The sequence below is a fragment of the Paraburkholderia sp. CHISQ3 genome (assembly GCF_030464945.1).
Lineage (GTDB): Bacteria > Pseudomonadota > Gammaproteobacteria > Burkholderiales > Burkholderiaceae > Paraburkholderia > Paraburkholderia megapolitana.
On sequence record NZ_JALPRG010000001.1, the window covers coordinates 51243 to 64560 of the forward strand.

Here is a 13318-nt window from a genome sequence, read left to right on the forward strand (position 1 = left end):
GAGCGAAGCGATGAGCGCGCACGGCATCGTATTGTTTGGTCACGGCGCGCGCGATCCGCGCTGGGCAGAGCCGTTCGAGCGGCTGGCCGGGAAGCTGCGAGCCCGACACGGTAATGCTGGTCCGGTTTCGCTGGCCTTCCTCGAACTGATGACGCCCGACCTGCCCGCAGCGATTGCCGCACAAGCTGCCGCTGGCTGCACGACGATCAGCGTCGTGCCGGTTTTCTTCGGCCAGGGCGGTCACGTGCGGCGCGATCTGCCGGTTATCGTCGATGCGTGTCGCGCTGCGCATCCGGGCGTGACGATACATTGCGCGACCGCTGCCGGCGAAGATGACGGTGTGCTCGATGCGGTGGCAGACTACTGCTTGCGGCAGATTGCCGGTAGGTAGCTGAAGCGACTGCAGCAATCGTTTCAATCGATACAAAGCAAAACGCGCCTGCCGGCGCGTTTTTTTTCATGCGATTCAATTTTCGTAGCTTCAGGCGGCGTTCAGCAAATCGCCGTTCTGTTCCGGCTCGGCTTGCTGTGCGTCGCGCTCGCCGAATGCTGCGCCGATCATCAGCAGGCTCGGTTGGGCCGGATCGAGCCACGACTGTGCATCGCCGGCTGCGAGTGCTGCGAGCGTCAGCGTGAGCGAGCGTTCACGCGACGTGCTGCATGCTTCGACGATCGCGACCGGGGTTGCAGCAGGACGGCCGGCGTCGATCAGTTCCTGGGCGATTTCCGGTGCGCTGTCGCGGCCCATGTAGAACACCAGCGAATCTGCATTGACGTGTTCGCGAATCGCCGCACTATCGGGCGCGCGACTGTGGGTGGCAAGCGCTACACTGCGCGACACGCCGCGCAGTGTCAGCGAACGCTGCAGCGTCGCAGCGCCCGCGAGCGCCGCCGTGATGCCCGGCACCACTTCGTATTCGATGCCCGCGGCTTCGAGCGCACGCATCTCCTCGTCGGCACGACCGAACAGCATCGGATCGCCGCCCTTCAGACGAACGACGACGTCATGCTCGAGCGCTGCATCGACGATCTGCTTGTTGATGAAGTGCTGCGCCGTCGAGCGCTGACCGCAACGCTTGCCGACCGCGATCCTGCGCGCATGCGCCGGCGCATGATCGAGCATCGCCGGTTCGACGAGCGCGTCATGCAGCACGACATCCGCGATGCCCATGAGCCGTGCGCCGCGCACCGTGATGAGGTCCGCAGCGCCTGGTCCTGCACCGATCAGATACACCTTACCCATTTATCCTAATCCCACGTACGTGCGGTTAATCCGCTTGATCCGCACTGTTGGCTGACCACGCGGCCCACTGCCGCACAGCGTCTACGCCGAAAACGCACGAATCATGCCGGCTGCAACCGTGTGATGCGTCGCTTCGTCGATCAGCACGAATGCGCCGGTGCCCGGATGCGTATCGTACACGTCGCAGACGAGCGGCTTCTGCAGCGTTACCGTCACGCGGCCGATGTCGTTCATCGCGAGATCGTGGCGATCGACGGCATGCGACAGCGTATGCACATCGAGTACTTCGCGGATTGCGCCGATGCGCGCGAACACCGTGTTGGTGGTCTGCTTCAGCAGGTACTTGCGCTGCGTCGACAGCGGCACTTCGTCGAACCAGCAGAGGTCGGCTTCGAGCTTCTTTGCGGGCTCGGGTACGGCTTCGAGTGCCGCGCCAGTCGCGCCTGCCACTGCGTAGTCCCGCAGCACGAACGTATCGCCGCGCGACACATCGACATCTTCCGCGAGACGGATCGTCACCGTCTGTCCGGCAAACGCGCGGTCCACCTGCGAGGTACCGCCCGGCACCGGCGCAATGATTTCGCTCACCGTCGCTTCGCGGTTTGCAGGCAGCACGACGATCGTATCGCCGAGCTTCACTTCGCCAGACTCGACACGGCCCATATAGCCGCGGAAATCGTCAGCCTGGCTGCCGTCCTGGCGCGCCACCCACTGCACCGGAAAGCGCAGCGCCTGGCCGGTCGGCTGTTCGACGGGCAAGGCTTCGAGCACGTCGAGCAGCGGCTCGCCTGCGTACCACGGCATGCGTTCGCTGGCCGTGACGATGTTGTCGCCCTTCAGCGCCGACACCGGCACGAAACGCACATCGGCAAGACCCAGATGACGCGCGAGTTCGACATACGCATCGCGGATCTCGTTGAAACGCGCTTCGCTGTAGTCGACCAGATCCATCTTGTTGATCGCGACGATCGCGTGTTGTAGACCGAGCAGCTTGACGAGCGCGCTGTGGCGCTTGGTCTGCGGCAGCAGTTGCGCGACGCCGTTCTCGAACGTGACGCGCGTCGCGTCGACGAGAATGATCGCCGCATGAGCGGTCGATGCGCCTGTCACCATGTTGCGCGTGTACTGCTCGTGGCCCGGCGTATCGGCGATGATGAACTTGCGCTTGGCGGTCGCGAAGTAGCGATACGCGACATCGATCGTGATGCCCTGTTCGCGCTCGGCTTCAAGGCCGTCAGTCAGCAGCGACAGGTCGATCTCGTCGCCGACGGTGCGCTTGTTTTTCGCGCGCGACAACGCCGACAGTTGATCCGACAACACAGCCTTGCTGTCGTACAGCAGACGGCCGATCAGCGTGCTTTTCCCGTCGTCGACACTGCCCGCAGTGATGAAACGCAGCACGCCGAGGTCTTCTGGTTGATGAATGCTCATGATTGCTGTGTGCCTTAAAAATAACCCTGCTTCTTACGCTGTTCCATCGCGGCTTCCGACGTCTGGTCGTCCATCCGCGTCGCGCCGCGCTCCGTGATTTCCGTCACGGCCGTTTCGGCGATGATCTTCTCGAGATCGTCGGCATCGCTTTCCACCGGGCATGTGCAGCTGATATCGCCGACCGTGCGGAAACGCACCAGGGCGTTCTCGCTAGTCTCGCCCGCGCGGATCGGCGTGAGCGGCGTGACCGGCACGAGCAGACCATTGCGACGCACGATTTCACGCTGATGCGCGTAGTAAATCGACGGCAGTTCGAGCTGCTCACGCGCGATGTATTGCCACACATCGAGTTCGGTCCAGTTCGAGATCGGGAACACGCGCAGGTGTTCGCCTTGATGCAGGCGTGCGTTGAAGAGGCTCCACAGTTCGGGGCGTTGCGCCTTCGGGTCCCACTGGCCGAATTCGTCGCGGAACGAGAAGATGCGCTCTTTCGCCCGCGCCTTTTCTTCGTCGCGGCGCGCACCGCCGATCATCGCGGTATAGCCGTGCTGCGCGATCGTCTCGAGCAGCGTGACAGCCTGCGCGGCATTGCGCGAATCGGTTTCGCGGCGCAGACGCACAGTGCCGCGTTTGATCGAATCTTCGACGTGACCTACCACCAGTTCCGCACCGATTTCCTCTGCACGGCGATCGCGGAAGTCGATCACTTCAGCGTAGTTGTGACCGGTGTCGATATGCACGAGCGGAAACGGCAGCGACGTCTTGCGGTTCGCACCGAGACCGAAGGCCTTCAACGCGAGATGCAGCACAACCACCGAGTCCTTGCCGCCCGAAAACAGCAGCGCGGGCTTGCTGCATTCGGCGACCAGTTCGCGCAGGATGTGAATCGACTCGGCTTCGAGCCAGTCGAGGTGATCCATCCGGTTCGCGGTATTGGCAAGCGGAGCGTTCACAGTGGAATCGAGCGTCGTGCTCATGTTCAGGTCCTTCGTCGGTTCGCACAGCGGGGGTCACCCGCGGCGCGGAAATAATCTGTAATCTGGCCGGATCGGCGGCGAACAGGGCGATATTACGCGGATGCGGATTCGGTGCTCACCGCAATCGGAATCGTCGTGATGTGCAGCCCGCATTCCTTCGTATCGCGCGACTCCCACCACCAGCGCCCCGCCCGGCTATCTTCGCCGGGACGAATCGCGCGGGTACAGGGCTCGCAGCCGATGCTCGGATAGCCGCGCGCATGCAGCGGATTGACCGGCACGTCGAATGCCTGCAGATACGCCCACACATCGACCTCGGTCCAGTCCGCGAGCGGATTGAACTTGGCGATGTTGCGCGCGCCGTCGTGTTCCTCTTCGTGTAGTTCCGCGCGCGTCACCGACTGCTCGCGGCGCTGCCCCGTCACCCACGCGCTCACATCCGACAGCGCGCGATTGAGCGGCTCGACCTTGCGGATCTCGCAGCAGCGCTTGCGCAGATCGATGCTTTCGTAGAACGCGTTGAGGCCGTTCTGCGCAACGTATTCGTCGATGGCATCCTGCTGCGGATGAAACTGCTCGATCTCGTAACCGTAGCGTTCGCGCACACGATCGATCATGCCCAGCGTTTCCGCGTGCAGACGACCGGTGTTCAGCGAGAACACACCGATCGCCACGCCGCGCGAGAGGATCGCGTGCGTGAGCAGCATGTCTTCGGCGGCGAGGCTGCTGGCGAGCTTCACGTTGGTATGACGTGCCGCGATCGAATCGAGCAGCGTGTCGAGCCGCTCGATTTTCGCTGCAAGTTCCGGCGTGATGGACGGGTGCTCGGTGCTCATACGGCCGCCTTTGAAGCTGCCGCATCGCGCCGCCGGAACAGCGGTAGCGGATTGTCGAACGCGCCCTGGTACTGCACGGTGAATTCGTCGAAAGCTTTCAGCGCGTCGTGAATGTCCTTGTCCTCGCGCACTGCGTATGCGTCGAAGCCGCAGCGGAACATGAACCTCAACTGATCGCGCAGCACGGCGCCGATCGCGCGCAGTTCGCCTTTGTATCCGTAGCGCTCGCGCAGCAGCCGCCCGATGCTGTAGCCGCGGCCATCGTTAAACACGGGGAAGTCGACGGCGAGCAACGCGACCTTGTCGAAATCGCTAGCGATGTCGGCGGGTTCGCTGTCCGGCGCGAGCCACACGCCGAGTTCGGTTGCGCTGCGCGTCGCGCTCAGCGCCTCGCGCGAGGCCTGCCACAGCACGAGCGGCACCACGATCTTGCCGGCCGGCAACGCGTCGAGCGCGGGCAACGTGCCGTCTTCAGCTGCACGCACGATGGTCCAGTCGTCGGAGACAATCGAGCGGTTCTTGATAATCGAAGCCATCTGCCTGTATTCCTTTTGTCTCGGGTTACGCGTGAGCCGGTTGACGCGATGCGTACACGCGTTCCTTGAACGGTGCGAGGCCGATGCGCTGATACGTATCGATGAAACGTTCGCCGTCGAGGCGATGTTCCACGAACGTGTCGATTACCTTCGACACCACGTCCGGCATCTCTTCCGCCGAGAACGACGGGCCGATCACACGGCCAAGATGCGCACCGGTCGCGCCCGTGCCCTGCTCGCCGCCGAGCGTCACCTGGTACCACTCGGAGCCGTCCTTATCGACGCCGAGCACGCCGATGTTGCCGACGTGATGGTGACCGCACGCGTTGATGCAACCCGAGATGTTCAGCGATATGTCGCCGAGGTCGTACACAAAGTCGAGATCGTTGAAACGTTCTTGAATGGCGAGCGCAATCGGAATCGACTTCGCATTCGCGAGCGAGCAGAAATCGCCGCCCGGACACGCGATGATGTCGGTCAGCAAGCCGATATTCGCGGTCGCGAAACCTTGCGTCTTGGCCTTTTCCCACAGTTCGAACAGATCGCGCTTCTTCACGTTCGCGAGAATCAGGTTCTGTTCGTGCGACACACGAATTTCGCCAAGCGAGTACTGATCGGCCCAGTCGGCGACTGCTTCCATCTGCGTATCGGTGGCGTCGCCGGGAGCGATCGTGGTCGGCTTCAGCGACAGCGTCACTGCCGCGTAGCCCGACACCTTGTGCGGCCGCACGTTACGCTCGACCCAGCGCGCAAACGCGCGGTTCTCGAGCAGATGCTTTTCGAAGGTTGCATCGGTGTCCGGCAGCTTGTCGTATTGCGGCGGCGCGAAGTACTGCGACACGCGCTCGACTTCAGCCTGCGTGAGCGTGGAAGGACCGTCCTTCAGGTGCTGCCACTCTTCCTCGACCTGCTGCGAGAACTTCTCCGGGCTCAGCGCCTTCACGAGAATCTTGATGCGCGCCTTGTACATGTTGTCGCGCCGGCCGTAGCGGTTGTACACGCGCAGCACGGCTTCGCAGTACGTAAGCAGATGCTGCCAGGGCAGATCCTCGCGGATGATCGCACCGATGATCGGCGTACGGCCCATGCCGCCGCCAGCCAGAATGCTCGCGACCACTTCGCCGTCCGCGTTCTTCTTCAGATAGACGCCGAGGTCATGAATCTGCACGGCCGCGCGGTCTTCTTTCGAACCCGACACGGCGATCTTGAACTTGCGCGGCAACCACGCGAATTCCGGGTGGAACGTCGACCATTGGCGCAAGATCTCAGCCCACGGGAGCGGATCGACGACCTCGTCGGGCGCGACGCCCGCGAACTGGTCGGCGGTGATGTTGCGGATACAGTTGCCCGACGTCTGGATGCCGTGCATCTGCACCGACGCGAGCTTCGCGAGCAGATCGGGCGTTTCTTCGAGCTTGATCCAGTTGTACTGGATGTTCGAGCGTGTCGAGAAATGGCCATAGCCACGGTCGTGCTCGCGCGCGATCTGGCCAAGCATGCGCATCTGGTCGCTGCGCAGGTTGCCGTACGGAATCGCGATGCGATGCATGTACGCGTGACGCTGCATGTACAGGCCGTTCTGCAGACGCAGCGGGCGAAACTCGTCTTCGCTCAATTCGCCGGACAGGCGGCGGCGAACCTGGTCGCGGTACTGCGCGACGCGTTCGTCGACGATGGTCTGGTCGTACTGATCGTATTGATACATTCGGGGACCCCAGTTCTCGTGACACGCGGCGTTCCGGTTACGCCGCGTCTGGATATCTGATTGGCCTCGCGCGCGGGCGATCGTTCAGAGCGATCACTCATTTGCTAATGACAAAAACAGATAACCATATTGGAAAAGTTGGGGTAATCGTAATAAACTCGCTATATATTTCAAACGACTAAAAAATTCTTTTTATATGCGTAGGGGTTATAAATGAACCTGCACCAGTTCCGCTTCGTCCGCGAGGCCGTGCGGCAGAACTTCAACCTCACCGAGGCCGCGAAGGCACTGTATACAAGCCAGCCGGGCGTCTCGAAGGCCATCATCGAGCTGGAAGACGAGCTGGGCGTCGAGATCTTCACCCGACACGGCAAACGCGTGCGCTCGCTGACCGAACCGGGCCGGATCATCCTCGAGTCGGTCGAACGCATCCTGCTTGAGGTGGAAAGCCTCAAGCGCGTCGGTAAAGACTTCGCGGCGCAGGACCAGGGCAACCTCGTGATCGCCGCCACCCACACCCAGGCGCGCTACTCGCTGCCGACCGCGATCGCCGAGTTCAAGAAGCGTTACCCCAAGGTGCACCTTTCAATTCTGCAAGGTAGCCCGACCCAGGTCGCCGAGATGGTGATCCACGACCAGGCCGACCTCGCCATCGCCACCGAGGCCATCGCTAACTATAAGGAACTGGTCTCGCTGCCGTGCTTCCAGTGGCACCACGTGGCCGTGATGCAGCCGGACCACCCGCTGCTCGACCGCAAGCTGCTGTCGCTCGACGATCTGACACAGTACCCGCTGATCACCTACGATAACGCGTTCGCCGGCCGCACCAAGATCAACGAGGCGTTCCGGCTGCGCGGGCTGCAGCCGGACATCGTGCTCGAAGCCATCGATGCCGACGTGATCAAGACTTACGTCGAACTGGGCCTCGGGGTTGGGATCATGGCCGACATCGCGTTCAACGCGGAGCGCGATAGGCATCTGCGGGCGATGCCGGTCGGCCATCTGTTCGGCAGCAATGTGACGCGTGTGGCGCTCAAGCATGGCGCGTATCTGCGCAGCTATGTGTATACGCTTGTCGAGCTGCTGTCGCCGGGGCTGAACCGCAAGCTGATCGAACAGGCGCTGAAAGGCGAACACGAAACGTACGAGCTTTGAGCGCGTGACCCTGAACACCAGATGAAGCGCTACACAAGCGCCGCCCGGACCACATCGCATTTCTCGCCACGGAGACCCTCGATGGACCCCAAGAAGAACCTGCGCCGCGCCATCGCGCTCGGCGCCCTGCTGATCGCTGGTGCCGCGCACGCGGACCTGAAAGTCGGCATCGACCTGTCGAGCACCGGCCCGGCCGCAACGATCGGCATTACGAGCAAGAACGCGATGCTGATGTGGCCAAAGACGATTGCCGGCCAGAACGCGCAGTACATCATCCTCGACGACGGTTCGGACCCCGGCACCGCCGTGAAGAACATCCGCAAGCTGATCAACGAAGATCATGTCGATGTGATCGTCGGGCCGAACATCACGCCGGCCGCGATGGCCGCGCTCGATCCAGTCGCCGAAAACCAGACGCCGATGATCACGCTGATCGGCTCAGCCAGTGTCGTCGAGCCGCAGGAAGGCAAGCGCGTGTGGGCGTTCAAGATGGCGCAGACCGACAGCGCAATGGCCGACGTGATGACGCGCTATATGGCCAATCACAACGTGAAGACGGTGGGCTTCATCGGCTTCGCGGACAGCTACGGCGATAGCTGGCTCAACGAGTTCACGAAGTTTGCAACGCTGCGCCACATCCAGGTGGTCGCCACCGAGCGTTTCAACCGGACCGATGCAAGCGTCACCGGGCAGGTGCTCAAACTGCTCGCGGCTAAGCCCGATGCGGTGCTGATCGCCGGGGCGGGCACGCCGACAGTGTTGCCGGAGCGCACGTTGATCGAGCGTGGCTTCAAGGGGCCGATCTATCAGACGCATGGCATTGCGACACCGGAATTCATCAAGCTCGGCGGTAAGGATGTCGAGGGCACGCTATTTCCGACGCAGCCGGTCGTGGTCGCGCGGACGCTGCCGGCCGATCATCCGGCGAAGAAGGCAGCGCTCGCTTTCGTCGATGCCTATGAGGCGCAGTACGGACCAGGCTCGGTCACGCAGTTCGCCGGCGATGCGGCGGGTGTGTATCCGCGGCTACAGGATGCGGTTGCGCGCGCACTGAAAACGGCGCAGCCGGGTACGGTGGCGTTTCGTGTTGCGCTACGCGACGAGCTGGAGCATGCACATGAACTGGTCGTGCCGAATGGTGTAGTCAGTACCAGCGCAAAGGATCACGTCGGGCTCGATCAGCGGGCGAGCGTGATGGGTGTGATTCGCAACGGCAAGTTCACGTATCTGAGCCAGTGAGTTGTTGCTGGCAAAGTTGTTAAAGTAGCCGTCTCTCTTCCGTACTTCCGGTGTTCCTATGCGCACTACCCGAGCCATTCATGCCGTCGAGCGGTTAAAAACCCGCAGCGGCAATCCGCAATACGCGGCCATCAGTCTCGCGGGTGGCGTCTTTTTTCTGGTGGACCGTTCGAGCGGCGGTGAGGTACGGCTTTGCGAACCGTTGCCGCTCGACGATTTCGTGAAGTTCGTCGATGGGGTCGGGCCTGCGAAGCCGCGTAAGGCGAGCAAGCTCGATATCGCTTTTGAAGAGCAGATCAGGAAGAGCAGGAAGTAGGCGTTCGTTGCTTCGATCGCCTAACGCTGCAGCCTGCCCTCGCGCTCAGCCCTTGAGCTGCGCCAGAACTCCCGCGATGTCACCCATCCCCCAGTGCTCGACGATCAACCCATCGGCCACGCGAAAGATATCGCACGACGTGAATCGGAGTTTCTTGCCGGTGGGCGCAACGCCAAAGAAGATTCCCTCGTGCGTGCCTTCGTAGACAAAGCTTGCGGCGCACTTGTCCCCCTCGATCACCGTCGTCTCGATGCTGACGTGCAGATCGGGCAGCCCCGTCAACCGCGCGCGGAAAAAATTCACCGTTGCGGTTTTGTTGGGGACGCCGGCGGGCGGCGTCGCCGCGGCACTGAGCTGATGGTTGATGTAGTGCTCGGAGAAGAGCGCGGCGAACGCATCGATGTCGTGCGCGCTCAAGGTTCCTGCGAAGCGCGTCGCGACATTCTGTACGGATTGCGTGGATTGCGCATGCAGCGGTGTCATGACCGCGATAGCAGCACCGGCCAGGCTTCCTGAGATCAACGTTCTTCTGTCCATCGATACTCCTCGCTGAATTTAAACCGCCACCCAAGCCCCGCCGGCACCGTGACTCGAGATCACCGCGTCGATAAACTTCAATCCCGCCACGCCATCGTCGACTGTGGTCAACAAACGGCTCTCGGCGGGCACGGGTAGCCCGCTATCGATCGCCTCGATCTGCAGCGCAGCGTCCTTATACAACTGCGCGAACGCTTCGAGATACCCCTCGGGGTGCCCCGCCGGCACGCGTGTCGCATGCGCGGCCGCCGCGCTTTTCACCCGCGCACGCGTCAGGCGCTGCGCCGCGCCGCCAAGCGGCGTGAACCACAAGTCGTTCGGCTGCTCCTGATCGAACGCAAGATTCGCCTTCGTTCCATACACACGCAAACGCAGCGCGTTCTCCGCACCGCTCGCCACCTGGCTCGCCCACAACATGCCGCGTGCGCCATCCGCATAGCGCAGCATCGCCTGTACGTGATCGTCGATACGACGGCCGGGCACGAACGTATGCAGTTCGGCGGCGAGCGTGGAGGGTGTCATACCCGTGACGAACGCCGCAAGGTGGTACGCATGCGTGCCGATGTCACCGAGGCACCCGGCCGGCCCCGCGAGGCTCGGGTCTGTGCGCCACACTGCCTGCCGATTCGCACCCGTCGCCTCAATCGGTTCGGCGAGCCAGTCCTGCGCGTACTCCACCTGCACGATGCGCACGGTACCAAGTTCGCCAGCTTCGATCAGCTCACGTGCATGACGCACGAGCGGATAGCCCGAATACGTATGCGTCAATGCAAACAAGCGCTGTTTGCTGCGCGCGAGCGCGGCCAGCGCTTCGCCCTCTGCGAGCGAGATAGCCAGCGGCTTGTCGCAGATCACGTGAATGCCCGCTTCGAGAAACGCGGTCGCTACCGGCGCATGCAGATGATTCGGCGTGACGATAGCGACGACATCGATACCGTCGTCGCGTGCTGCCTCGGCGCGTGCCATCTCGCGCCAGTCCGTATAACTGCGTGCGATGCCCGCTTCCGCGGCGCTGCTCTGCGCGCGTTGCGGATCCGACGACAGCGCGCCCGCCACCAGTTCGAACCGGTCGTCGATGCGCGCGGCAATCCGATGCACCGCGCCGATGAACGCGCCCTGTCCGCCACCTACCATACCAAGCCGTAGCCTGCGCGTCATGTCGTCCCCTTGTTGCCCGGTTCAAAGACCTAGCAGTTGTTTGACTTGCTGCGCATCGACGCCACTACCCGCGAAATCATCGAACGCACGCTCGGCAACACGAATAATGTGCCGCCGGATAAATTCGGCACCTTCACGCGCACCATCCTGCGGATGCTTCAACGCACATTCCCACTCAAGCACCGCCCAGCCCGGAAAATCGTACTGCGCGAGCTTCGAAAAGATCGCGCCGAAATCGATCTGCCCGTCGCCGAGCGAACGGAACCTGCCCGCGCGTTCGACCCAGTCGCTATACCCGCCATACACACCCTGGCGTCCGTTCGGCCGGAACTCCGCGTCTTTCACATGAAACGCCTTGATACGCGGATGGTAGAGATCGATAAACGCAAGGTAGTCGAGCTGCTGCAAGACGAAGTGACTCGGGTCGTACAGGATGTTGGCGCGCGGGTGCTGTTTCACCGCATCGAGAAAACGCTCGAACGTCACGCCGTCGTGCAGGTCTTCGCCCGGATGCAGCTCGTAGCAGACGTCGACGCCTGCGTCCTCGAACGCATCGAGAATCGGCGTCCAGCGGCGCGCGAGTTCATCGAACGCGGCTTCGACAAGCCCCGCCGGCCGCTGCGGCCACGGGTACAGATACGGCCACGCCAGCGCCCCGGAAAACGTCACGTGCGTACACAGCCCGAGCCGTTGCGACGCCTTCGCGGCAAACTTCAGTTCGCGAATCGCCCACTCGGTGCGCGCCGCTGGATTGCCGCCGACGCTCTTCGGCGCAAAGCCATCGAATAGCGTGTCGTAAGCGGGATGCACCGCGACGAGTTGCCCCTGCAGATGCGTCGACAGCTCGGTGATCACGATGCCTTCGTTGTCGACCACCGCGCGTATGTCGTCGCAATACGTCTGGCTCGTCGCGGCCAGTTCGAGGTCGACGAGACGCGGATCGGCGGGCACCTGGATGCCCTTGTAGCCGAGACCCGCGGCCCAGCCCGCCAGATGCGCGAGACTGTCGAACGGCATCGCGTCGCCCATGAACTGCGCGAGAAAGATCGCCGGCCCTTTGATTGTTTTCATGGTGCGCCCCCGAGGAATGGATGCGGCACACGCCGCATCGGTCGACCCATATTTCGTTCAGAACGGCGAATCCGGGAAGTAGAACTGCTGCGCGTTCTCTTTGGTGATCAGCACCGACGGAATGATCGTCGTCGACGGCAGCTTCTCGCCCTTCAGTCGCGCTTCAGCGGTCAGCTTGATCGCGTCGTAGATGAACTTCGGCGAATACGACACGTCGGCGTGAATCAGCGGGTCGCCATCGATCAGCTTCTTCACCATCACCTTCGAGCCCGCACCGCCGAATACTTCCTTGATATCGGTACGCTTTGCCTGGTCGATGGCTTTCAGTACGCCGATCGCCATGTCGTCGTCGGCGGCCCAGACGGCGTCGATGTGCTTGAAGCGCGTCAGGTAATCCTGCGTGACCTTGAACGCGTCGTCGCGATTCCAGTTCGCGTACTTCGCGTCGAGAATCTTCATGTTCGGGTAGTTCTTCAGCACGGCCTCGAATGCGCCGTAACGTTCGTTGTCGAGCGTCGTCGGAATACCGCGCAGCACGACCACGTCGCCCTTACCGTTGAGCGTCTTCGCCAGATACTCGGCGGGCAGCTTGCCAAACGCGGTGTTGTCGCCGGCCACGTAGGCATCCTGTGCGCTCGTGTCGGTCAACCCACGGTCGACCACCGTCACGTACACGCCCTTCTTCTTCACCTGCGCGACCGGCTGCGTGAGCGACGCCGATTCGAACGGGAAGATCACGAGCGCATTGATCTTGTTCACGGTGACGAGATCCTGCAACTGGTTCGCCTGCTCCGGCGAGCCTGCCGCGGTCTTCACGATGACCTTCAGATCCGGATGCGCTTTCTCGAGATCGCTCTTCGCCTTGTTCGCCCACCACACGATCCCGCCCGTGAAGCCGTGATCCGCGGTTGGGATCGCGACGCCCAGCGTGACTTTCTCTTCTGCCTGCGCGCCGCCCGCGATACCCAGCAACCCCAACGCCAGCATACCCACGCCAACCGCCCGAATGACCTGCTTCATGTTGACTCTCCTGTCGTAGGCGTCTCGCGCCCCGTTGATTGTTAAACGACCCATCATGTTGAATATCGTCGTGCTGTTGCGTTACTTCTGTTGC

14 protein-coding genes are annotated in these 13318 nt (G+C 62.4%); 4 read left to right on the forward strand and 10 right to left on the reverse strand.

From position 1 onward, the window contains the following. Positions 1 to 10: 10 nt before the first annotated feature. Positions 11 to 391, forward strand: coding sequence for a sirohydrochlorin chelatase (locus M0D65_RS00250; protein WP_266250238.1), 381 nt, complete (start codon positions 11 to 13; stop codon positions 389 to 391). A gap of 90 nt (positions 392 to 481) precedes the next feature. Here M0D65_RS00250 and cobA read toward each other — a convergent pair whose 3' ends face one another. The 6 genes from cobA to M0D65_RS00280 form a co-directional block, all read right to left on the reverse strand. Continuing rightward, positions 482 to 1243: a uroporphyrinogen-III C-methyltransferase gene (gene cobA, locus M0D65_RS00255; protein WP_266250240.1), complete on the reverse strand. Its 762-nt coding sequence runs from the start codon at positions 1241 to 1243 to the stop codon at positions 482 to 484. Positions 1244 to 1324: 81 nt separating this feature from the next. Next, the gene (locus M0D65_RS00260; RefSeq protein WP_266251156.1) at positions 1325 to 2677 is read right to left on the reverse strand and encodes a sulfate adenylyltransferase subunit 1; all 1353 of its coding nucleotides are present in this window, start codon (positions 2675 to 2677) and stop codon (positions 1325 to 1327) included. A gap of 11 nt (positions 2678 to 2688) precedes the next feature. Continuing rightward, positions 2689 to 3651, reverse strand: a complete 963-nt coding sequence (gene cysD / locus M0D65_RS00265; RefSeq protein WP_266250242.1) for a sulfate adenylyltransferase subunit CysD — start codon at positions 3649 to 3651, stop codon at positions 2689 to 2691. A gap of 92 nt (positions 3652 to 3743) precedes the next feature. Beyond that, positions 3744 to 4487, reverse strand: a complete 744-nt coding sequence (locus M0D65_RS00270; protein WP_266250243.1) for a phosphoadenylyl-sulfate reductase — start codon at positions 4485 to 4487, stop codon at positions 3744 to 3746. Beyond that, positions 4484 to 5023: a DUF934 domain-containing protein gene (locus M0D65_RS00275; protein WP_266250245.1), complete on the reverse strand. Its 540-nt coding sequence runs from the start codon at positions 5021 to 5023 to the stop codon at positions 4484 to 4486. The genes M0D65_RS00270 and M0D65_RS00275 overlap by 4 nt, the downstream gene beginning before the upstream one ends. 25 nt (positions 5024 to 5048) lie before the next feature. Continuing rightward, positions 5049 to 6728, reverse strand: coding sequence for a nitrite/sulfite reductase (locus M0D65_RS00280; protein ID WP_266250246.1), 1680 nt, complete (start codon positions 6726 to 6728; stop codon positions 5049 to 5051). A gap of 213 nt (positions 6729 to 6941) precedes the next feature. Between M0D65_RS00280 and M0D65_RS00285 the strand changes: the two genes are divergently transcribed. The 3 genes from M0D65_RS00285 (at position 6942) to M0D65_RS00295 (ending at position 9438) form a co-directional block, all read left to right on the forward strand. Then, complete coding sequence (locus tag M0D65_RS00285; protein WP_091010811.1) at positions 6942 to 7883, forward strand: CysB family HTH-type transcriptional regulator; 942 nt, start codon at positions 6942 to 6944, stop codon at positions 7881 to 7883. 81 nt (positions 7884 to 7964) lie between these two features. Next, positions 7965 to 9122, forward strand: coding sequence for an ABC transporter substrate-binding protein (locus M0D65_RS00290; RefSeq protein WP_266250248.1), 1158 nt, complete (start codon positions 7965 to 7967; stop codon positions 9120 to 9122). A gap of 58 nt (positions 9123 to 9180) precedes the next feature. Continuing rightward, positions 9181 to 9438, forward strand: coding sequence for a hypothetical protein (locus tag M0D65_RS00295; protein WP_091010809.1), 258 nt, complete (start codon positions 9181 to 9183; stop codon positions 9436 to 9438). A 45-nt stretch (positions 9439 to 9483) separates the two neighbouring features. Here the strand turns inward: M0D65_RS00295 and M0D65_RS00300 are convergent, their stop codons facing one another. Genes M0D65_RS00300 through M0D65_RS00315 form a run of 4 tightly spaced genes read right to left on the reverse strand, consistent with a single transcriptional unit; the run spans position 9484 to position 13224 of the window. Beyond that, positions 9484 to 9975 carry an ester cyclase gene (locus M0D65_RS00300; protein WP_266250250.1) on the reverse strand — a complete coding sequence of 164 codons (492 nt, stop codon included), beginning with the start codon at positions 9973 to 9975 and terminating at the stop codon, positions 9484 to 9486. Between the two features lie 18 nt (positions 9976 to 9993). Then, positions 9994 to 11133, reverse strand: a complete 1140-nt coding sequence (locus M0D65_RS00305; RefSeq protein ID WP_266250252.1) for a Gfo/Idh/MocA family protein — start codon at positions 11131 to 11133, stop codon at positions 9994 to 9996. 21 nt (positions 11134 to 11154) lie between these two features. Beyond that, the gene (locus M0D65_RS00310) at positions 11155 to 12204 is read right to left on the reverse strand and encodes a sugar phosphate isomerase/epimerase (RefSeq protein ID WP_266250254.1); all 1050 of its coding nucleotides are present in this window, start codon (positions 12202 to 12204) and stop codon (positions 11155 to 11157) included. 57 nt (positions 12205 to 12261) lie between these two features. After that, positions 12262 to 13224 carry a substrate-binding domain-containing protein gene (locus M0D65_RS00315; RefSeq protein WP_266250255.1) on the reverse strand — a complete coding sequence of 321 codons (963 nt, stop codon included), beginning with the start codon at positions 13222 to 13224 and terminating at the stop codon, positions 12262 to 12264. Positions 13225 to 13318: the final 94 nt, after the last annotated feature.

What these genes read in the sequence shown, in the direction of transcription:
- M0D65_RS00250 (WP_266250238.1), top strand. Translation starts at nt 11, where the DNA reads ATGAGCGCGCACGGCATCGTATTGTTTGGTCACGGCGCGCGCGATCCG.
- M0D65_RS00315 (WP_266250255.1), bottom strand. Translation starts at nt 13,224, where the DNA reads ATGAAGCAGGTCATTCGGGCGGTTGGCGTGGGTATGCTGGCGTTGGGG.
- M0D65_RS00300 (WP_266250250.1), bottom strand. Translation starts at nt 9,975, where the DNA reads ATGGACAGAAGAACGTTGATCTCAGGAAGCCTGGCCGGTGCTGCTATC.
- M0D65_RS00270 (WP_266250243.1), bottom strand. Translation starts at nt 4,487, where the DNA reads ATGAGCACCGAGCACCCGTCCATCACGCCGGAACTTGCAGCGAAAATC.
- M0D65_RS00275 (WP_266250245.1), bottom strand. Translation starts at nt 5,023, where the DNA reads ATGGCTTCGATTATCAAGAACCGCTCGATTGTCTCCGACGACTGGACC.
- M0D65_RS00290 (WP_266250248.1), top strand. Translation starts at nt 7,965, where the DNA reads ATGGACCCCAAGAAGAACCTGCGCCGCGCCATCGCGCTCGGCGCCCTG.
- M0D65_RS00280 (WP_266250246.1), bottom strand. Translation starts at nt 6,728, where the DNA reads ATGTATCAATACGATCAGTACGACCAGACCATCGTCGACGAACGCGTC.
- M0D65_RS00305 (WP_266250252.1), bottom strand. Translation starts at nt 11,133, where the DNA reads ATGACGCGCAGGCTACGGCTTGGTATGGTAGGTGGCGGACAGGGCGCG.
- M0D65_RS00310 (WP_266250254.1), bottom strand. Translation starts at nt 12,204, where the DNA reads ATGAAAACAATCAAAGGGCCGGCGATCTTTCTCGCGCAGTTCATGGGC.
- M0D65_RS00285 (WP_091010811.1), top strand. Translation starts at nt 6,942, where the DNA reads ATGAACCTGCACCAGTTCCGCTTCGTCCGCGAGGCCGTGCGGCAGAAC.
- M0D65_RS00295 (WP_091010809.1), top strand. Translation starts at nt 9,181, where the DNA reads ATGCGCACTACCCGAGCCATTCATGCCGTCGAGCGGTTAAAAACCCGC.
- cobA (WP_266250240.1), bottom strand. Translation starts at nt 1,243, where the DNA reads ATGGGTAAGGTGTATCTGATCGGTGCAGGACCAGGCGCTGCGGACCTC.
- cysD (WP_266250242.1), bottom strand. Translation starts at nt 3,651, where the DNA reads ATGAGCACGACGCTCGATTCCACTGTGAACGCTCCGCTTGCCAATACC.